Source organism: Salmonella sp. 32020114201800008SM (genome assembly GCF_017572025.1).
Lineage (GTDB): Bacteria > Pseudomonadota > Gammaproteobacteria > Enterobacterales > Enterobacteriaceae > Salmonella > Salmonella enterica.
In genome coordinates this window covers 166675-185903 of the sequence record NZ_JAGEQM010000003.1, presented here as the reverse complement: position 1 = coordinate 185903, position 19229 = coordinate 166675, and the positions used below count along the sequence as shown (strand labels likewise).

General features: G+C 49.6%; 17 protein-coding genes and 1 pseudogene. 13 read left to right on the top strand and 5 right to left on the bottom strand.

The features are described from left to right. Position 1: 1 nt before the first annotated feature. The 3 genes from J4613_RS10210 to moeA form a co-directional block, all read right to left on the bottom strand. The gene (locus tag J4613_RS10210; RefSeq protein WP_111742400.1) at positions 2-901 is read right to left on the bottom strand and encodes a glycyl-radical enzyme activating protein; all 900 of its coding nucleotides are present in this window, start codon (positions 899-901) and stop codon (positions 2-4) included. A gap of 277 nt (positions 902-1178) precedes the next feature. Beyond that, the gene (gene moeB / locus J4613_RS10205) at positions 1179-1928 is read right to left on the bottom strand and encodes a molybdopterin-synthase adenylyltransferase MoeB (RefSeq protein WP_000829280.1); all 750 of its coding nucleotides are present in this window, start codon (positions 1926-1928) and stop codon (positions 1179-1181) included. Continuing rightward, on the bottom strand, positions 1928-3163 hold the full coding sequence (gene moeA / locus J4613_RS10200; protein WP_000395790.1) for a molybdopterin molybdotransferase MoeA: 1236 nt from the start codon (positions 3161-3163) through the stop codon (positions 1928-1930). Before moeA ends, moeB begins: the two co-directional genes overlap by 1 nt. A 202-nt stretch (positions 3164-3365) precedes the next feature. Between moeA and iaaA the strand changes: the two genes are divergently transcribed. Genes iaaA through gsiD form a run of 5 tightly spaced genes read left to right on the top strand, consistent with a single transcriptional unit; the run spans position 3366 to position 9655 of the window. After that, on the top strand, positions 3366-4307 hold the full coding sequence (gene iaaA, locus J4613_RS10195; RefSeq protein WP_001030503.1) for a beta-aspartyl-peptidase: 942 nt from the start codon (positions 3366-3368) through the stop codon (positions 4305-4307). A 10-nt stretch (positions 4308-4317) separates the two neighbouring features. Continuing rightward, a complete protein-coding gene (gene gsiA, locus J4613_RS10190) occupies positions 4318-6189 on the top strand; it encodes a glutathione ABC transporter ATP-binding protein GsiA (protein ID WP_111742399.1) in 1872 nt (623 codons plus the stop codon). Between the two features lie 32 nt (positions 6190-6221). Then, a complete protein-coding gene (gene gsiB, locus J4613_RS10185; protein ID WP_111742398.1) occupies positions 6222-7760 on the top strand; it encodes a glutathione ABC transporter substrate-binding protein GsiB in 1539 nt (512 codons plus the stop codon). A 60-nt stretch (positions 7761-7820) separates the two neighbouring features. Beyond that, positions 7821-8741 carry a glutathione ABC transporter permease GsiC gene (gsiC, locus tag J4613_RS10180; protein ID WP_000936067.1) on the top strand — a complete coding sequence of 307 codons (921 nt, stop codon included), beginning with the start codon at positions 7821-7823 and terminating at the stop codon, positions 8739-8741. Positions 8742-8743: 2 nt separating this feature from the next. Further along, positions 8744-9655 carry a glutathione ABC transporter permease GsiD gene (gsiD, locus tag J4613_RS10175; RefSeq protein WP_001236024.1) on the top strand — a complete coding sequence of 304 codons (912 nt, stop codon included), beginning with the start codon at positions 8744-8746 and terminating at the stop codon, positions 9653-9655. A 90-nt stretch (positions 9656-9745) separates the two neighbouring features. On the opposite strand, the gene rimO is transcribed toward gsiD, so the two are convergent. Beyond that, entirely contained in the window at positions 9746-11071 is a 1326-nt protein-coding gene (gene rimO, locus J4613_RS10170; protein ID WP_080192243.1) for a 30S ribosomal protein S12 methylthiotransferase RimO, read from the bottom strand. A 230-nt stretch (positions 11072-11301) separates the two neighbouring features. On the opposite strand from rimO, the gene bssR reads away from it, so the two are divergent. The 8 genes and pseudogenes from bssR to J4613_RS10135 all read left to right on the top strand — a co-directional run bounded on the left by bssR (position 11302) and on the right by J4613_RS10135 (position 18235). Further along, the gene (gene bssR / locus J4613_RS10165) at positions 11302-11685 is read left to right on the top strand and encodes a biofilm formation regulator BssR (protein ID WP_000259648.1); all 384 of its coding nucleotides are present in this window, start codon (positions 11302-11304) and stop codon (positions 11683-11685) included. A gap of 102 nt (positions 11686-11787) precedes the next feature. Then, positions 11788-12034: pseudogene (locus J4613_RS22695) on the top strand (IS4 family transposase); the annotation flags it as partial. A 364-nt stretch (positions 12035-12398) separates the two neighbouring features. Then, entirely contained in the window at positions 12399-12914 is a 516-nt protein-coding gene (locus J4613_RS10160; RefSeq protein WP_001521476.1) for a CoA ester lyase, read from the top strand. Between the two features lie 22 nt (positions 12915-12936). After that, positions 12937-13686: an electron transfer flavoprotein subunit beta/FixA family protein gene (locus J4613_RS10155; protein ID WP_001521753.1), complete on the top strand. Its 750-nt coding sequence runs from the start codon at positions 12937-12939 to the stop codon at positions 13684-13686. Between the two features lie 10 nt (positions 13687-13696). Then, positions 13697-14644, top strand: a complete 948-nt coding sequence (locus J4613_RS10150) for an FAD-binding protein (RefSeq protein ID WP_000157776.1) — start codon at positions 13697-13699, stop codon at positions 14642-14644. Between the two features lie 32 nt (positions 14645-14676). Further along, positions 14677-14874: a hypothetical protein gene (locus J4613_RS10145; protein WP_001200424.1), complete on the top strand. Its 198-nt coding sequence runs from the start codon at positions 14677-14679 to the stop codon at positions 14872-14874. Between the two features lie 63 nt (positions 14875-14937). Continuing rightward, positions 14938-16101 (top strand): acyl-CoA dehydrogenase family protein, encoded by a 1164-nt coding sequence (locus tag J4613_RS10140; protein ID WP_000835385.1) that lies wholly within the window; start codon positions 14938-14940, stop codon positions 16099-16101. A 448-nt stretch (positions 16102-16549) separates the two neighbouring features. Then, positions 16550-18235 carry an electron transfer flavoprotein-ubiquinone oxidoreductase gene (locus J4613_RS10135; RefSeq protein ID WP_001000303.1) on the top strand — a complete coding sequence of 562 codons (1686 nt, stop codon included), beginning with the start codon at positions 16550-16552 and terminating at the stop codon, positions 18233-18235. A 5-nt stretch (positions 18236-18240) separates the two neighbouring features. Here the strand turns inward: J4613_RS10135 and J4613_RS10130 are convergent, their stop codons facing one another. Next, on the bottom strand, positions 18241-19131 hold the full coding sequence (locus tag J4613_RS10130) for a LysR family transcriptional regulator (RefSeq protein ID WP_000545335.1): 891 nt from the start codon (positions 19129-19131) through the stop codon (positions 18241-18243). Between the last annotated feature and the right edge of the window lie 98 nt (positions 19132-19229).

Below are 19229 nucleotides of genomic sequence, written 5' to 3'. Positions count from 1 at the left end.
ATTATCCTCGTAGGGTCGCGGTTAAACCTTTTTGGCAGGCGTACTTCTGGGCAAAATCAAGTAACGCCGGTGCATCCAGTGGTTTATCCGGGGCATGATAGGGCTGACTGAGTAAGTGGTATTTATTGATGCCCAGCGTGTGGTAGGGCAGAAAATGAATTTCCCCGACGTGCAGTTCGTCGGCGGCAAAGTCGGTAATGGCTTTAATGGTCTCCTCATCGGCATTAAATCCCTGAATCAGCGGGACGCGAATCACCATTTTTTTGCCCGCGGCGGCGAGTTTCCTGAGATTTTCCAGCACCCGCGAGGCGCTGCCATCGGTCCACTGCTTAAACGGCCCGTCGGCGACATGTTTCAAATCAGCCAGAAACAGATCGATATAAGGCAGTGAGGGCGCAATGTATTTCCATGGAACATGCAGACAGGTCTCAACCGCTGTATGAATACCGGCGTCATGGCTGGCTTTAAACAGCTCTGCCGTCAGTTCCGGCTGCATAAACGGTTCGCCGCCGGAAAGCGTAAGACCGCCGCCGCTGCGATCGTAAAAAGGTTTATCGCGCAGTACCGTCGCCATGATCTCATCCACGCTTTTTATTTCGCCGCACACGGTTAACGCCTGTGTGGGGCAGCAATGCGCCAGGATGGAAAAATGGGCGTCGGTCAGTTTCTCGCGATGGATGAGCAGGCCGTTTAGCGCGCGCTCAATGACGTCCGGCGCGGCTTGTGCGCACAGGTCGCATCCTTCGAGACACAGTCGCGCGTCGTATAACAGATCCTGAGCGCGGGCGCGGCTTTCCGGGTTCTGGCACCAGCGACAGCCCAACGAACAGCCTTTGAGAAATACTACGGTACGGATACCGGGGCCATCGTGGGTAGAATAGCGCTGAATATTGAAGATCATAAACGGCCTCTCTTGTTTCATATAAAGATTAAATTACTTTCGAATGAAAGTTATCTTGATGTGCGTCAACGAATGGAGAGGTTCTGACAAAGAGGCGTTAAATGAGGTACAACATCACGGTTTGAGGTTGTGGTATGGCGTTTAAGATGATGCCGCGCTGCTTGAGCCGATCGTCAGTCGGAGCTTGGGTAAGCTGGCTTTGCGTCTGATGACAGTAATTATCTGTTGATACAGCACGGCCATAAACCGTGCTTCGGTATGTTTATCCGTAAAGTGGCTACTGTCCGCAGACTTCACAGCCGGGGTTGCGCATTAACTTCATTTCGCGGAACTGACAGGTCATCGCATCGTACATGACGATTTTTCCGCTGGCAGGCTGACCGTAATGCGCCAGCAGCTTAATGGCCTCCATTGCCTGTAGCGAACCGATCACGCCAATCAGTGGCGCCATCACCCCTGCCTCTACGCAGGTCAGAGCGTTTTCGCCAAACAGACGGCTCAGGCAGCGGTAACAGGGTTCGTTTTCCCGATACGTAAAGACGGTAACTTGTCCTTCCATACGAATTGCCGCGCCGGAGATTAGCGGCACTTTCGCGGTATAGCACCCGGCGTTAAGTTGATTACGTACGCTAACGTTATCAGTACAGTCCAGTACCAGCGAATGCCCGGCAATCAGGCTGGTCATAGCGTCGTCGTCCAGCCGCGCGTTAACGGGCGTAATGGTAATATGCGGGTTGATTCGCGCCAGCGCGTCGCGGGCGGACTCAACCTTTGGCTGCCCGACCGTGGCGTCGCTGTGCAAGGTTTGACGCTGGAGATTGGAAACGGAAACGGTATCAAAATCGAGTAGCGTCAGTTGCCCGACGCCAGCGCCGGCCAGATACTGCGTTGCCGCGCAGCCGAGTCCGCCCAGCCCGACCACTAATACCCGCGCATCTTTTAACGCTTCCTGCCCTTCAAAATCGAAGCCGCGCAGAATAATTTGTCGGTTATAGCGCAGCATCTCCTGGTCGCTAAGTTCCGCCATTACAGGCCTCCGAACAGAGCATTAAACGGCTCGACTTCCACCCATTCTCCCGGCTCAACATTGCCGCGTTCACGCTCCAGCACAATAAAGCAGTTGCCCAGACTAAACGAGCTGAAAATATGTGAACCCTGGTGTCCGGTGGTCGTGACCTCCAGTTCGCCGTTGGCGCTACGTTGCAGAATGCCGCGCTGGAAATCGAGACGCCCCGGCGTTTTCTTCAGGCGAGATGCTGTGCGTACACGCTGGCGCGGCGGCACTGCGCTTGCCGTGTTGCCGCCAAGCTTCGCCAGTAAGGGCTGAACCAGTTGATAAAACGTGAGCGCCGCAGAGACTGGATTCCCCGGCAGGCCACAGAACCAGCTATTACTGAGCTTGCCGAAGGCAAACGGTTTGCCTGGCTTGATAGCCAGCTTCCAGAAGGCGATTTCGCCCAGCTCCTCAAGGATGGTTTTGGTATAGTCCGCTTCACCAACCGAGACGCCGCCGGAGCTTATCACTACATCGGCCTGGCTGTCGGCGTCGATAAACGCGGCGCGAAGCTTACCGGGATCGTCAGGAATAATGCCTAAATTGATCACTTCGCAGCCAAGCTGTTGCAGCATCAAATGTATAGTTAGACGGTTAGTGTCATAAATTTGTCCCGCCTCCAGCGGCTGGCCCGGAAGCTGGAGCTCGTCGCCGGTCGAGAACAGCGCTACGCGCACTTTACGTACAACCTGCGCATCGGCAATTCCCAGCGACGCCAGCACTGGCAGTTCGGCAGTAGTCAGGCGCGTACCGGCCGGAAAGACCACCGCATCCTGGCGAATATCCTCGCCGCGGCGGCGGATGTTTTGTCCGCAACGAACATCGGCGGTAAAACGCACGCCGTCATCGGTTTGTTCCGTCTGCTCTTGCATGACTACCGCCTCGCAACCTGCCGGTACCGGGGCGCCGGTCATAATGCGAATGCAGGTTCCCGCAGGCCACTCTCCCTGGTAGGGCTGACCGGCAAATGCTTTGCCGGCGACGGGCAGCGGCTTATCGGCGGACAAATCCGCCACACGTACCGCATAACCATCCATAGCTGAATTATCAAAGCCGGGGACATCAAGGGGAGATACGATATCGGTCGCCAGGATGCGGCCAAAGCAGTTCACCAGCGGCAACGTTTCTACGGCGGTGAGAGGGGTAATACGTGAAAGCATCTGGGTCAGCGCCGTTTCAAGCGGCATCAATCCGGCGGAAAATTCCATGAACATACTCCTGCGAGGCAAAATCGAATCCGGCTATTATGTCAGAAAACAGTGGCGGGCAGTATGCTACCTCGGTCTTAGAGACGGCCTTGCGCCTTTACATACCTTACGCATCTTTCTATATTCAAAAATCGAATGAATAACTCACAACAATTCTGATAGTTATAGTAAAAGTTGTGTGCCACCGTAATGGACCCTAAAAATGAATAAAGCAGTGATTGCGATTCACGGCGGCGCAGGCGCGATTGCTCGCGCGCAAATGAGCCATGAGCAGGAGCTACGCTATATCCAGGCGTTGTCAGAGATTGTTGAAAGCGGGCAAAAGATGCTGGAAGCGGGTGACAGCGCGCTTGATGTAGTGACGGAAGCGGTGCGCCTGCTGGAAGCGTGTCCGCTCTTCAATGCGGGTATCGGCGCGGTCTATACCCGAGACGGGACTCATGAACTGGATGCCTGCGTGATGGACGGCAATACCCTGAAAGCCGGAGCCGTCGCGGGCGTGAGTCATGTTCGCCATCCTGTGCTCGCTGCCAGGCTGGTGATGGAGCGCAGCCCGCATGTACTCATGGTGGGGGAAGGGGCGGAAAACTTTGCCTTTTCACAGGGGATGGCGCGCGTTTCGCCGGATATCTTTTCCACCCCGGCGCGTTACGAGCAATTGCTGGCGGCGCGTGCGGCGGGTGAAATGGCGCTCGATCACAGCGGCGCGCCGCTGGACGAAACGAAAAAAATGGGTACAGTCGGCGCGGTGGCGCGGGATAAATTCGGCAATCTGGCGGCGGCAACGTCTACCGGCGGGATGACCAATAAATTGCCCGGGCGCGTCGGCGACAGCCCGCTGGTCGGCGCCGGGTGTTATGCCAACAACGCCAGCGTCGCCGTTTCCTGTACCGGAACGGGAGAGGTCTTTATTCGCACGCTCGCGGCTTACGATATCGCCGCATTGATGGAATATGGCGGACTCAGCCTTGCCGACGCCTGTGAGCGCGTGGTGATGGAAAAATTACCGGCGCTGGGCGGCAGCGGTGGATTAATCGCCGTTGATCACGAAGGTAATGTCGCGTTGCCGTTTAACAGCGAAGGGATGTATCGCGCCTGGGGATATGCCGGGGATACGCCGACCACAGGAATTTACCGGGAATAAGGAGCCGCAGGTGCCGCACAGCGATGAACTGGATAGCCGCGATGTTCTGTCCGTCAGTGGCCTGAATATCGCGTTTCACCACGAAGGGCAACAGGTAGACGCCGTGCGTAATGTGTCATTACGCCTGAAGCGTGGAGAGACTCTGGCGATTGTCGGCGAGTCGGGCTCGGGAAAATCGGTGACGGCGCTGGCGTTAATGCGGCTGATTGAGCAGTCGGGCGCGAACGTGCGCTGCGGCGAAATGCTGTTGCGTCGGCGTAATCGCCAGGTGATTGAGCTGTCTGAGCAGAGTGACGCGCAGATGCGGCGTGTGCGCGGCGCGGATATCGCCATGATTTTCCAGGAGCCAATGACCTCGCTCAACCCGGTATTTACCGTTGGCGAGCAAATTGCCGAATCTATTCGTTTGCATCAGGGCGCCAGCCACGAAGAGGCGCTGGCGGAAGCGAAACGTATGCTCGATCAGGTACGGATCCCGGAGTCGCAGGCGATTTTATCGCGTTATCCGCATCAGCTTTCCGGCGGGATGCGCCAGCGAGTCATGATCGCGATGGCGCTATCCTGCCGTCCGGCGGTATTGATTGCCGATGAACCCACCACGGCGCTGGATGTCACTATCCAGGCGCAAATTCTGCAACTTATCAAAGTGTTGCAGCAAGAGATGTCGATGGGCGTGATTTTTATCACCCACGACATGGGCGTCGTGGCGGATATCGCCGATCGCGTACTGGTGATGTATCAGGGCGAGGCCGTGGAAACCGGCAGCGTAGAGCAGATTTTCCATGCGCCGACGCATCCTTATACCCAAACGTTACTGGCGGCCGTCCCTCAGCTTGGCGCGATGCGCGGCCACTCGCTGCCACGCCGTTTCCCGTTGATTTCCGCTGACGAACCGGCCCTTTATGAATCGCAGATTGAGCAAGACACGGTGGTGGAAGGCGAGCCTATTCTCCAGGTTCGGGGGCTGGTGACGCGATTCCCGCTGCGTAGCGGTCTCTTTAACCGCGTTACGTGTGAAGTTCATGCCGTTGAGAATATCAGTTTCGATCTCTGGCCCGGCGAAACGCTATCGCTGGTGGGCGAGTCCGGTAGCGGAAAATCGACGACCGGACGCGCGCTGCTGCGGTTGGTTGAATCCCGGCAGGGGGAGATTATCTTTAACGGACAGCGCATTGACACGCTGTCTGCGGGTAAACTCCAGCCGTTGCGCCGCGATATTCAGTGTATTTTCCAGGACCCTTACGCCTCGCTCGACCCGCGCCAGACCGTGGGGTATTCCATTATGGAACCTTTACGGATTCATGGCCTGGGGCGGGGGGACGCTGCGGCAAAGCGCGTGGCCTGGTTGCTTGAGCGTGTCGGATTACGTCCTGAACATGCCTGGCGTTATCCGCATGAGTTTTCCGGCGGTCAACGTCAGCGCATCTGCATAGCTCGCGCGCTGGCATTGAATCCTAAAGTGATTATTGCCGATGAGGCGGTCTCCGCGCTGGATGTTTCCGTTCGCGGGCAGATCATTAATTTACTGCTCGATTTACAACGGGAAATGGGGATCGCCTACCTGTTTATTTCGCATGATATGGCGGTCGTGGAGCGAATTAGCCATCGCGTGGCGGTGATGTATCTTGGTCAAATTGTTGAGATGGGGCCGCGGCGCGCCGTTTTTGAAAATCCGCAGCATCCTTATACGCGTAAATTGATGGCGGCGGTGCCGGTTGCCGATCCCTCCAGACACCGGCCGCGGCGCGTTCTGCTATCAGATGATATACCCAGCAATATTCATAAACGTGGCGAAGAGACGCCCGCCGTTTCATTACAGTTGGTCGGGCCGGGACATTATGTTGCGCGGCCGCTGCAGGATAATGCGCTCTCGCGCTTATAACATTCAGACAGGCAGGGTTTCAGGAGAACAACATGACGCAATTTATTACGCATAAATGGCTGGCGGCGCTGGGACTGGCCTCATCCATTGCGGTTTTTCCGGCCCTGGCGGCCAAAGATGTGGTGGTGGCGGTAGGGTCTAATTTCACCACGCTCGATCCGTATGACGCCAACGATACGCTCTCGCAGGCGGTGGCGAAGTCATTTTATCAGGGGCTGTTTGGCCTGGATAAAGACATGAAGGTAAAAAACGTCCTGGCGAAAGGCTATACCGTTTCTGATGACGGTCTGACCTACACCATTACCCTACGGCAGGGGGTGAAATTTCAGGACGGCGCGGATTTTGATGCGGCGGCGGTGAAAGCGAATCTCGATCGCGCCAGCAATCCGGATAACCACCTCAAGCGTTATAACCTGTATAAAAATATCGCAAAAACGGAGGTCGTCGATCCGGCAACGGTAAAAATTACCCTGAAACAGCCGTTCTCCGCTTTCATTAATATTCTGGCGCACCCGGCGACGGCGATGATCTCGCCGCAAGCGCTGGAAAAATATGGCAAGGATATTGGTTTTCATCCGGTCGGTACCGGTCCATACCAGCTTGAAACCTGGAATCAGACCGACTTTGTCAAAGTGAAGAAGTTCGCCGGTTACTGGCAGCAGGGCTTACCCAAGCTGGATTCTATTACCTGGCGTCCGGTTACTGACAACAATACCCGCGCGGCGATGCTGCAAACCGGCGAAGCGCAATTTGCTTTTCCTATCCCTTATGAGCAGGCCGCGTTATTGGCGAAAAATAAAAACCTCGAACTGGTCGCCAGCCCGTCCATTATGCAGCGTTATATCAGTATGAATGTGACGCAGAAGCCGTTTGATAATCCTAAGGTGCGTGAGGCGTTGAATTACGCTATCAATCGTCAGGCGCTGGTTAAAGTGGCGTTTGCCGGATACGCCACGCCGGCGACGGGCGTGGTGCCGCCGTCGATAGCCTATGCGCAAAGCTATCAGCCATGGCCCTATGATCCGGCTAAAGCGCGCGAACTGTTGAAAGAGGCGGGGTATCCAGACGGTTTCAGTACCACGCTGTGGTCATCGCACAACCATAGCACCGCGCAAAAAGTGTTGCAGTTTACCCAACAGCAACTGGCGCAGATTGGCATTAAAGCCCGGATAACCGCGATGGACGCCGGCCAGCGCGCCGCGGAAGTCGAGGGCAAAGGGCAAAAAGAGAGCGGCGTGCGAATGTTCTATACCGGCTGGTCGGCGTCGACGGGCGAAGCTGACTGGGCGTTATCGCCGCTCTTCGCATCACAAAACTGGCCGCCGACGCAGTTTAATACCGCTTTTTACAGCAACAAGCAGGTCGACAGCGATTTGGCGGCGGCCTTAAAGACCAACGATCCGCAGGAGAAAACACGATTGTACAAAGAGGCGCAGGATATTATCTGGAAAGAGTCGCCCTGGATACCGTTGGTGGTGGAGAAATTGGTTTCTGCGCACAGTAAAAATTTGACCGGTTTCTGGATTATGCCGGATACCGGTTTCAGCTTTGACGATGCGGATTTGAAGTAAGTAATGCGATGGGGCTGGATGGCGCGCGCGTTGTCCGCCATCCGGTAAAAGGTTCGTGTGATGCTTAACTATGTTCTCAAGCGCCTGCTGGGATTAATTCCTACGCTGTTGATTGTGGCAGTGCTGGTGTTTTTATTTGTTCATTTGTTGCCCGGCGACCCGGCGCGGCTGATAGCCGGACCGGAAGCCGACGCGCAGGTGATCGCGCTGGTTCGTCAGCAGCTGGGACTTGATCAGCCGCTTCATGTCCAGTTTTGGCGTTACATCACCCATGTTTTACAAGGCGATTTCGGGACGTCAATGGTTTCCCGCCGCCCGGTTTCTGAGGAGATCGCCAGCCGCTTTTTGCCGACGCTGTGGCTGACGATAACCAGTATGATATGGGCGGTGCTGTTTGGCATGGCGATCGGCATCGCCGCCGCCGTGTGGCGTAATCGCTGGCCTGACCGGTTAGGAATGACGCTTGCCGTGACCGGCATTTCTTTTCCGGCTTTTGCGCTGGGAATGTTGTTAATGCAGATTTTTTCCGTGGATCTGGGCTGGCTACCGACCGTGGGGGCGGATAGCTGGCAACATTATATTTTACCCTCCCTGACGCTTGGCGCGGCGGTGGCATCCGTCATGGCGCGTTTTACGCGCTCCTCGTTTGTCGATGTCCTGAGCGAGGATTACATGAGGACTGCGCGGGCGAAAGGCGTCAGTGAAACGTGGGTGGTGTTAAAACATGGCCTGCGCAATGCAATGATCCCGGTCGTCACCATGATGGGACTGCAATTTGGCTTTCTGCTTGGCGGATCGATCGTCGTCGAAAAAGTGTTTAACTGGCCGGGGCTTGGGCGGTTACTGGTCGACTCCGTCGACATGCGCGACTACCCCGTGATTCAGGCGGAAGTGCTGCTGTTTTCTCTGGAATTTATTCTTATCAACTTAGTGGTGGATGTCCTCTATGCCGCCATTAATCCGGCTATCAGGTATAAGTAAGGATGCGATTATTTAACTGGCGCCGTCAGGCGATTTTACATGCTATGCCGGTGGTAAAACCCGACCAGATACGCACGCCGTGGCGGGAGTTCTGGCGTCGTTTTCGCCGCCAGCATGTCGCGTTGGTCGCCGGGGGATTCGTACTGGCGTTAATTCTGGTGGCGATTTTTGCCCGTTGGCTGACGCCCTACGATGCGGAAAACTATTTTGACTACGATAGCCTGAACAATGGCCCCTCTTTGCAGCACTGGTTTGGCGTTGACTCGCTGGGAAGAGACATCTTTAGCCGGGTTCTCGTTGGGGCGCAGATCTCACTGGCGGCGGGCGTGTTCGCGGTATTTATCGGCGCGATAATTGGTACGGTGTTGGGATTGCTGGCGGGATATTATGAAGGCTGGTGGGATCGTTTTATTATGCGCATTTGCGATGTGCTGTTCGCCTTCCCCGGCATTTTGCTGGCGATTGCCGTTGTGGCGGTGTTAGGCAGCGGTATTGCTAATGTGATCGTTGCGGTGGCGATTTTCTCTATTCCGGCGTTTGCTCGTCTGGTGCGCGGAAATACCCTGGTCTTAAAACAGCAGACGTTTATTGAGTCTGCCCGCAGTATCGGCGCCAGCGACACGACGATTTTGTTTAGCCATATATTGCCGGGAACGGTCTCGTCAATTGTGGTTTTCTTTACGATGCGTATCGGTACGTCAATTATTTCCGCGGCAAGCCTGTCATTTCTCGGATTAGGCGCGCAGCCGCCAACGCCGGAGTGGGGAGCGATGCTCAATGAAGCGCGGGCGGATATGGTCATCGCGCCGCACGTAGCGCTCTTCCCGGCGGTGGCGATTTTCCTGACTGTGCTGGCGTTTAACCTGTTAGGCGACGGGTTGCGCGATGCGCTGGACCCGAAGATTAAGGGGTAAGCCAGCCCGGTGGCGTTGACGCCTGGCGGGCCTGGAACGGTCTCGCCAGGCGGGATAACACATCCGGCACCCGCGCCGGGGGAGGTGGCGTTAAACCCGACTGCCCCACAAATCATATTCGTCGGCGTTTTCCACTTTCACGCGCACGATATCGCCCGGCTTGACGTTGGTTTCGCCGTTCAAATAGACCGCGCCGTCAATTTCCGGCGCATCCGCCATGCTACGCCCGATAGCGCCTTCTTCGTCAACCTCATCAACGATCACCAGAATTTCGCGGCCCACTTTTTCCTGCAAGCGCTCAGCGGAGATTTGCTGTTGCAGTTGCATAAAGCGGTTCCAGCGCTCTTCTTTCACCTCTTCCGGCACCTGATCCGGCAGCTCATTCGCGCCTGCGCCTTCCACCGGGCTGTACTTGAAGCAGCCTACACGATCGAGGCGCGCCTCTTTCAGGAAGTCGAGCAGCATCTGGAAGTCTTCTTCCGTTTCGCCGGGGAAGCCGACAATAAAGGTGGAGCGTAGGGTCAGTTCCGGGCAGATTTCGCGCCACTGCTTAATGCGCGCCAGCTGGCGGTCAACGGAACCGGGACGTTTCATCAGTTTAAGAATCCGCGGGCTGGCATGTTGCAGCGGAATGTCCAGATAGGGCAGGATTTTGCCTTCCGCCATTAGCGGAATCACATCATCAACGTGTGGGTAGGGGTAGACGTAGTGCAGACGTGTCCAGACGTCCAGTTTTGATAACTGCTCGCACAGGCTCACCATACTGGTTTTCACCGGTTCGCCATTATGGAATCCGGTGCGGTGCTTCACATCTACGCCGTAGGCGGAGGTATCTTGCGAAATCACCAGAATCTCTTTGACCCCGGCATCAACCAGACGTTTCGCTTCGCTTAATACGTCGCCAATCGGACGGCTGACCAGATCCCCGCGCATCGACGGGATGATGCAGAACGTGCAGCGGTGATTACAGCCTTCAGAAATTTTCAGATACGCATAATGGCGCGGCGTCAGTTTTACACCCTGTTCTGGTACGAGGCTTAAAAATGGATTGTGCTTCGGCTTCGGTACGTAATGATGTACGTGCTGCAGAACTTGCTCATAGCTATGCGGCCCGGTGATTTCCAGTACTTTCGGATGCACTTCGCGGATCTGATCTTCTTTTGCGCCCAGGCAGCCGGTGACGATTACCTTACCGTTTTCGTTCAGCGCTTCGCCAATGGCTTCCAGCGACTCTTGTACCGCGCTGTCAATAAAGCCACAGGTATTAACGATAACCATATCCGCATCGTCATAGCGTGGCACAACGTCATAGCCTTCGGTACGCAGCTCAGTCAGGATGCGTTCCGAATCAACGAGGTTTTTCGGACAGCCCAGGGAAACGAAGCCGATCTTTGGCTGGTGGGTTACATTACTCATAGCTTAAAAAGTGTTCATTTATTGGAATGGTCAGGGCAGGGATTCTACAGATATCCGAACAAAAATTGTATCGCAATCTCATCGGGAGCGGCGGCATCAACCGTTGTGGTTATCAGCAAAAGGTGAAAAAGGGCAATTCTAAGAAAATTCTTGATCTCTGACACCCCTTTGTCTAAAAAACGACCATACTATTAAGTTGAACCCTGGTAGAAAAGAGGAGGAAAAAAGGTATGGTCGTTGACAGACTGAGAACCGATCTTCTCAACAAGCTGATAAACGCGCGTATCGATCTTGCCGCTTATCTGCAATTGCGAAAAGCGAAGGGGTATATGTCAGTCAGCGAAAGTGACTCTCTGCGTGACAATTTTTTTGAACTGAATCGCGAGCTCCACGATCAATCCTTACGGCAGGGACTGCATCTCGATCAGGAAGAGTGGAACGCGCTGCGCCGTGCCGAAGGCGCGCTTGCAGCCGCCGCCGTTTGTTTAATGAGCGGACACCATGATTGTCCGACCTTTATTGCCGTCAACGCAGATAAACTTGAAAACTGTCTGACAACTTTGACGCTGAGTATTCAGAGTCTGAAAGCACATTCACCGCTTACACAGGTCTGAATAAGGGGGAGGCGACTCCTGAGGAATCCCCAGCAAACCAGGACAGGCATAGTGTTATGTGATCTAATTGATTGCGCTAACACTTTCAAGGAAATCATCACTATGCCTGCTCGTTCATTATGCCAAAAATCCTTTAAAAATATACTGGAGCCTTTGCACCTTTACCGCCGTCAATCTCTGATTGAGGCTACCAGTGTAGTGATTAACGGTGCATCTCTTACACTTATTCAGTATTGGGCGTGATTTGTCAGGAGTAGCATCGGTCAGGCACAAGATAAAACGTATCGATCGACTTCGGGGAAAGTCTCACTTGCAGAATGAAGTTTCAGATACTTTTTCAGCGTGTTACTAAAAAATCACGGAGGGAATGACCCGGGTTGTCATGCTCTCCTATATGCCAGCCTGTTTTCCGCCAAAGGTGACTAAATTCGGTTCACCAGACAATCGTTGATGTTCTTAGGGAACGGTATAGTCGAATTCACTCCTGAAACAGGTACGGAATGTCGGCCGTTTACTATTCTGAAACGTTATTTATATCAAATAATTAAATTTTATTTTTATCTTTGTTATTGTAACAATAAATTACATGTTTCTTTCTGTTATCAGCGAACCTGAACCAATTTTAATGGGGGGTTAGATAAAAGCTAATTCAGAAAATTATTTTTTTAAGATATATTGAATTATCAGATGCTCCATTCAAATGAGAGACGAGAATGCAAACGTTAGAACGGTTTTTTCTTTTCGTTACGGGGGACCAACCTGAACGATTTGAAAAAGCAAATAGCAGTTGTGCTGATAGCGTAATCCTTGATTTAGAAAATGCGGTGTCATCTGAGAAAAAAATAATTGCCAGAGAAAATGCTCTGAATTTCATGAGTAATGATGAAAAAGTACTGATTGCTGTACGTGCAAAAATTGTAATAACTTCACGCCTGGCTGGATCATATCCTTCTGTTGACGGTATCACAACTGAATTTATGAAAAACGAGTTGACAATACAAAATGCTATTCACTCCTGTAAAATGGGGTTCAGTGGCAAGGTATGTATTCACCCTCCACAAATTTCACATGTAAACAGAGCATTCAGCTATTTAAAACAAGAAATCGAGTGGGTTCCCCAGATTATGCGACTGGCTCAATATCCCCATGGAGCGTTCAGTCATGAAGGGCAAATGGTGGATAAACCGTTACTGGAGAAAGCAAAAAGGATTTTGGCTCATAGCATTTAGTAAATATATGAAGGAGTCACCAATGAAAGCTTTAGTTTGTGTAAAACAAGTTGTCGATCATAACGTTAGAATTAGAATAAAGCGAGATCATTCTGATGTTGATATTTCTGATTCAAAACTCAGTATCAATCCATTTGATGAAATTGCAGTTGAAGAAGCAGTACGTTTAAAAGAACGGGGATTAATCAGTGAGGTTGTTGTAGTGTCTATAGGAAACACAGGTGTAGGGGATGTATTGCGTACAGCACTGGCAGCAGGGGCAGACAGGGCAATACACATATTAACGAAAAACTCTCTTACACCACTAATTGTGGCCAAAACTATCACCGCTATTACCCGGAATGAAAAACCCGATATTATATTATTAGGCAAGCAAGCTATTGACGATGATTGTAATCAGGTAGGCCAAATGCTGGCAGCATTACTCGATCTTCCCCAAGCCACTAATGTTAGTGAAATTACTATTTCTGATAATTCATTAACTGCTGTTCGTGAGGTTGATGGAGGATTAGAAACGTTAAATTTATCCCTGCCTGCAGTACTCACTACAGATCTACGTCTGAATACACCGAGGAATATCAGCTTGCCGAATGTTATTAAAGCCAAAAAGAAACCTGTTAAGGAGATAGATTTCGATTCACTTGGTATTAACCCGTCATCCAGATTGACTATTATTAAAGTTGATGAGCCAGCAAGAAGGAAAGCAGGCATAATCGTTCCAGATATTAACACGCTGCTAGATAAATTAAAAAACGAAGAAAAAGTAATTTAAGGAGGAAAATATGGCTTCTTTAGTTATTGCTGAACATAACGGCAATACTCTTTTACCTTCAACACTCAGTACTATCACTGCGGCAAAAGCCATTAATAGTGATATAGATATACTTATGTTAGGATATGGTATAGAAAGTATTGCAGTTAAAGCCAGTCATATTCAGGGGATATCCACTGTATTTGTTGCTGACAGCCCACTATTCGAACACCTTCTGGCAGAGAATGTGGAAAAACAGATCAGCTATTTTTTGAATAGTGGGAAAAATCATTATCAGTCCATTCTTTTTCCTGCAAGCTCTTTTGGAAAAAACTGTGCGCCACGCTTAGCAGCAAAACTTGATGTATCTCAGATTAGTGATATTACGCGTGTCATTGATCAACATACCTTTGAACGTCCAATCTATGCGGGTAACGCTATTGCCACAGTACACAGTGATGATGAATATAAAGTGATAACTGTTCGTCCTACCTCATTTGCGGCTGCGGTTGCGGAAGATGAGGGAAAAGCCCCCATTGAATTTACAGAGGTTGTTCTTGGTTCAGATCAGGTAAAATTTATTAGCCAACATGTTAATAAAAGTAACCGTCCAGACTTACAATCCGCCAGAGTTGTAGTATCAGGTGGACGAGGAGTAGGAAGTGCACAGGCATTCAAAGAACTTGTTGATAACCTGGCAGATAAATTAGGCGCTGCCGTGGGGGCAAGCCGGGCTGCTGTAGATGCTGGTTATGCACCAAATGATTATCAGATTGGCCAGACCGGAAAAATCGTTGCGCCTCAACTTTATATTGCTCTGGGAATTTCTGGCGCCATACAACATCTTGCCGGGATGAAAGAGTCAGGCGTCATTGTCGCTATTAATAAGGATCCTGACGCTCCTATCTTTTCTATTGCGGATTATGGTTTGGTAGCTGATATTTTCAAAGCTGTACCTGAACTTATCGATAAATTATAAATCATATTTTTTCCTCCTTAAAGGTAACTTTTATGCAATATACTGATATTCAAATTTGGCAGCCTGGCATTCTGCGCAACACCGATTATCTTAACCCCGGTCCCGCTAAGCTGCTGGCCGCCACTCTGGATAAAGACATCAAAATCTTTAAAGAGGGGGGGCGTTCTGCCAGAATTATGGCACTGGCTCTATTTTCTTCCTGTCGACCGCCAGTCAGATCTATCTGCTGATGGTCATCCGATAAAAGGTCATTTTCTACCCCCTGTTGGCGCTGGTTTATTGAGGAAAAAATTATGAAAAGTATTGAAAAGGATAAATATCAGGATATTCGTGATGCGGTTCGTTCATTATGTAGTGAATTTGATGATAAATATCACCGTAAGATAGATGAAGCAAAAGCCTATCCTGAAGAGTTTGTTAATAAACTAACCAAAGCTGGTTGGCTGGCTGCGCTCATCCCGGAGGAATTTGGAGGGTCAGGGCTTGGTTTAACTGAAGCATCTATTATCATGGAAGAGATCAATAGATCGGGTGGAAACTCTGGAGCCTGCCATGGTCAGATGTATAACATGAATACGTTGTTACGTCATGGATCCGATAAACAGAAAGAATTCTGGCTGCCACGGATAGCTACTGGTGAATGGCGCCTGCAGTCGATGGGCGTCACAGAACCCACAGCAGGTACAGATACCACCAGAATTAAAACTACAGCTATAAAAAGAGAAGACCGGTATGTGATAAACGGACAAAAAGTCTGGATTTCACGTGTTCAACATTCAGACTGGATGATTCTTCTGGTTCGAACTACTCCGCTTGCAAATGTAAAACGTAAATCCGAAGGGATGTCTATTTTCATGGTTGATATTAAAGAAGCTATGAAAAATGGAATGACAGTACGACCTATTCCCAATATGGTCAATCATGAAACCAACGAGCTCTTTTTTGACAACCTGGAAATTCCCGAAGAAAATCTTATTGGTGAAGAGGGTATGGGTTTTCATTACATACTTGATGGTTTAAATGCAGAGCGTACCTTGATTGCGGCAGAATGTATAGGCGATGGATATTGGTTTATGGATCGTGTTACCCGCTATACCTGCGAGCGTGAGGTTTTTGGTCGTCCCATTGGTCAGAACCAGGGGGTGCAGTTTCCTATTGCAGAAGCATTTATTGCAGTGGAAGCGGCTAATCTGATGCGTTTTAAAGCGTGCGAGCTTTTTGATCAGCATCTTGATTGTGGAGCACAGGCTAATATGGCGAAATACCTTGCTGCGAAAGCCAGCTGGGAAGCAGCCAATGCCTGCCTGCAATTTCATGGTGGATATGGTTTTGCCTGTGAGTATGATATCGAACGAAAGTTTAGAGAAACACGTTTATATCAGGTTGCTCCTATATCTACCAACCTGATCCTGAGCTATATCGCTGAGCATGTGCTGGAGATGCCACGTTCATTCTGATGTCAAATCAATTGGAAAAATATTATGAAACAGTTACCTCTGTCCGGAGTCATTATAGTCTCGATTGAACATGTCATTGCCACTCCCTTCTGTACCCGACAGTTGGCTGATTATTTCTCGCGGGTAACTATAATAGAATGCCAAGAAAACAGGGACTTTTCCTGCAATTATGATGAACGGCTTAAAAATGATTTGTGTATATTCTTTTTCATCTGAGGGAGAAAGCTAAATATAAATGTTATGGAATGCTTCATCATCACCGACATTTTTTTAATAGTTGATAACTGGCTATATAGTCTTATAGGCACCTTTTTCTAAGGTTGAACATTCCTATACCATTTCATCTGTTTTATCACTATGATATTTATTTCATTGGTTACAATATGAATGCAATTTTATTTACATAATATAGCTGTTCCTACGGTGCTGAAAAATTAAGGAGTTAATAATGAACGATACACTTTCTAATACCCAGCAATCACGTGAGACAATAGAATGTGATGTTCTTATTGTGGGAGCAGGACCCGCCGGATTATCTGCAGCTCTTAAACTTAAATTACAGGCAAATGACGCAGGAAAAGAACTGTCCATTATCGTCCTTGATAAAGGAGCTGAGCCTGGTTCTCATATTCTCAGTGGGGCAGTCATGGATCCCCGAGCGCTGAATGAACTAATTCCTGATTGGCAGGAAAGAGGCGCACCCATTAAACAGCCTGTTACTCAGGATAAATTACTGTTACTGACGAATGAAAAATGTATTAATTTGCCGGATGCATTGATTCCTGATAATTTTCGCAACCATGGAAACTTTATCGTAAGCCTCGGTAATCTCATTAAATGGCTCGCCGGTCAGGCAGAAACGTCAGGTGTGGATATTTATGCAGGCTTTTCGGCAACTGAGATACTGTATGATCAGGATACTAACATTATCGGTGTAGTAACTGGTGATATGGGACGTCATCGGGATGGCAGCAAGAAAGAGGGGTTCCTGAGTGGAATAGAAATTCTGGCAAAATATACAATTTTTGCCGAAGGGGCCCGCGGTAGTCTGGCTAAAGAACTGATCAAAAAATTTCATCTTGATACAGGCAAAGCACCCCAGAGTTTTAGCATAGGCATAAAAGAGTTGTGGGAGGTTCCATCAGACCAGTCCCATCCGGGGCTTGTAATTCACACCACAGGTTGGCCTCTGGATAAAGAGTCGTTCGGGGGTGGGTTTCTCTATCATCTTAATGATAATAAAATTGCACTAGGTTTGGTTGTGGGACTTGATTATTCAAATCCCTGGTTAAGCCCTTTTCAGGAAATGCAGCGCCTGAAAACACACCCTTCTATACGCAAATACATTGACCGGGGTAAGCGTATTGGTTATGGCGCAAGAGCAATCAATAACGGCGGGATTGCGTCTATGCCTGATCCCTGTTTACCTGGTGGTCTGCTGATTGGTTGTAATGCCGGTACGCTCAATGCAAGTAGAATCAAGGGCATCCATACAGCTATCAAAAGTGGCATGATAGCGGCTGACGCTATATTTAATGCTTTGCTGGACAACAGGAAAAACGACATACTGACAGAATATCAAACATTACTGCGACAGAGCTGGCTTTGGCAGGAACTGGAAAATGGTAGTAATTTCAAACCCTGGTTTAAAAAAGGGCGTGTGATAGGTTTTATCATGACTGGCATTGAGCATTGGCTGCTTCCCCGAATGGGTATAAAAAAAATCCCCTGGCGTGTAAAAAATAACCGACCGGACAATATCACTCTGCAACCGGCCAACAAAAGCCAGAAAAAACTGTACGACAAACCTGACGGTAAACTGACGTTTGATATTTTGTCATCCGTCTATCTCAGTAACACCTGGCATGATGACGACCAGCCAGTACATTTGAAAATCAGTGATCAGAATATCCCTATATCCATTAATCTGGATATTTATGGTGGCCCCGAAGAACGATATTGCCCTGCCGGAGTATATGAATTTTTACAGGATAGTGAAACACAAAACATGCGTCTGCAAATAAATTCACAGAACTGTATTCACTGTAAAGTTTGTGACATTAAAGATCCTAAACAAAATATAACCTGGACTACGCCTGAAGGTGGCAACGGACCAAATTATACAGGGATGTAACGCTATCACTCAGTCTGAGCTGTGAGCATAGTAACCAGTTTTTGTGTGAAACCGGGTAATTTGTCAAAGCTTCTGGCGCAGATTTGTAATTTTCTTAATGACCAAAATTCATCAAGATCAATAATCGAAAATTCATGCAACTGACGCAAACGGGATGCAGCAGAGTGAGGCATTATACCAATGCCCACTTTTGCTTCAACCATACGGCAAAATGTTTCAAAGTTGCCGACCTGTATTCTAATTTTCAGTTTAGATGGTACTAGTTCTGCCTTTTTTCGGATAAATTCAAACATTCCTGTCCCTTCAGGCAGGCTGATTTGTTCATATTGAATTAATTCATGAAAGGTCACGCTTTTTCTGTCAGCAAAGGGATGGTCTGTCGCGGTGATAAGCACTAGCCTATCAGTACGGAACGGCAGTATTTCAAGATTATCTGTTGTAATATTACCAGCAACAATTCCGAGATCAGTTTTCCCCTCAATAACAGAACGTACAATTTCCGGACTTGGATACTCCCTGAGATCAATATTCACATCGTTATATAGTGTAAGGAAATGGCTCAACAATGGGGGGAGATACTCTGCAATAGCAGTTATACTGGAAAATATTCTGACATGTCCTTTGATGCCTTTAACATGCTCCTGCATATCGCTACGTAACATTTCCATCTGATTCACAATAAGGCTGGCGTGGTGTTTAAATGTTTCACCAGCAGAGGATAACGTTATCCCCTTGCTACTACGATACAGCAATCTCAGATTGATACTCTGTTCAAGATTACGTATACGCACGCTACCAGATGCGGCAGACATGTAAGTTTTTTCCGCTCCACGTGTTAAGCTCCCTTCTTCACTGATAGCAAGGAATAATTTTAAATCTTTTATATCAAAGTGCATCGTTGTGGCTCATAATTAACGTATAATACAGTGTGCTGCTTTTTTATAGACTCAGTCAGACTGAGTATTTCGGCCTATCCGAATTCCTGTCACGTCGA

Excerpts from the sequence above, each read along its gene's own strand:
- J4613_RS10210 (WP_111742400.1), bottom strand. The coding sequence starts at position 901 with ATGATCTTCAATATTCAGCGCTATTCTACCCACGATGGCCCCGGTATC.
- moeB (WP_000829280.1), bottom strand. The coding sequence starts at position 1,928 with ATGGCGGAACTTAGCGACCAGGAGATGCTGCGCTATAACCGACAAATT.
- moeA (WP_000395790.1), bottom strand. The coding sequence starts at position 3,163 with ATGGAATTTTCCGCCGGATTGATGCCGCTTGAAACGGCGCTGACCCAG.
- iaaA (WP_001030503.1), top strand. The coding sequence starts at position 3,366 with ATGAATAAAGCAGTGATTGCGATTCACGGCGGCGCAGGCGCGATTGCT.
- gsiB (WP_111742398.1), top strand. The coding sequence starts at position 6,222 with ATGACGCAATTTATTACGCATAAATGGCTGGCGGCGCTGGGACTGGCC.
- gsiC (WP_000936067.1), top strand. The coding sequence starts at position 7,821 with ATGCTTAACTATGTTCTCAAGCGCCTGCTGGGATTAATTCCTACGCTG.
- gsiD (WP_001236024.1), top strand. The coding sequence starts at position 8,744 with ATGCGATTATTTAACTGGCGCCGTCAGGCGATTTTACATGCTATGCCG.
- rimO (WP_080192243.1), bottom strand. The coding sequence starts at position 11,071 with ATGAGTAATGTAACCCACCAGCCAAAGATCGGCTTCGTTTCCCTGGGC.
- bssR (WP_000259648.1), top strand. The coding sequence starts at position 11,302 with ATGGTCGTTGACAGACTGAGAACCGATCTTCTCAACAAGCTGATAAAC.
- J4613_RS10160 (WP_001521476.1), top strand. The coding sequence starts at position 12,399 with ATGCAAACGTTAGAACGGTTTTTTCTTTTCGTTACGGGGGACCAACCT.
- J4613_RS10155 (WP_001521753.1), top strand. The coding sequence starts at position 12,937 with ATGAAAGCTTTAGTTTGTGTAAAACAAGTTGTCGATCATAACGTTAGA.
- J4613_RS10150 (WP_000157776.1), top strand. The coding sequence starts at position 13,697 with ATGGCTTCTTTAGTTATTGCTGAACATAACGGCAATACTCTTTTACCT.
- J4613_RS10145 (WP_001200424.1), top strand. The coding sequence starts at position 14,677 with ATGCAATATACTGATATTCAAATTTGGCAGCCTGGCATTCTGCGCAAC.
- J4613_RS10140 (WP_000835385.1), top strand. The coding sequence starts at position 14,938 with ATGAAAAGTATTGAAAAGGATAAATATCAGGATATTCGTGATGCGGTT.
- J4613_RS10135 (WP_001000303.1), top strand. The coding sequence starts at position 16,550 with ATGAACGATACACTTTCTAATACCCAGCAATCACGTGAGACAATAGAA.
- J4613_RS10130 (WP_000545335.1), bottom strand. The coding sequence starts at position 19,131 with ATGCACTTTGATATAAAAGATTTAAAATTATTCCTTGCTATCAGTGAA.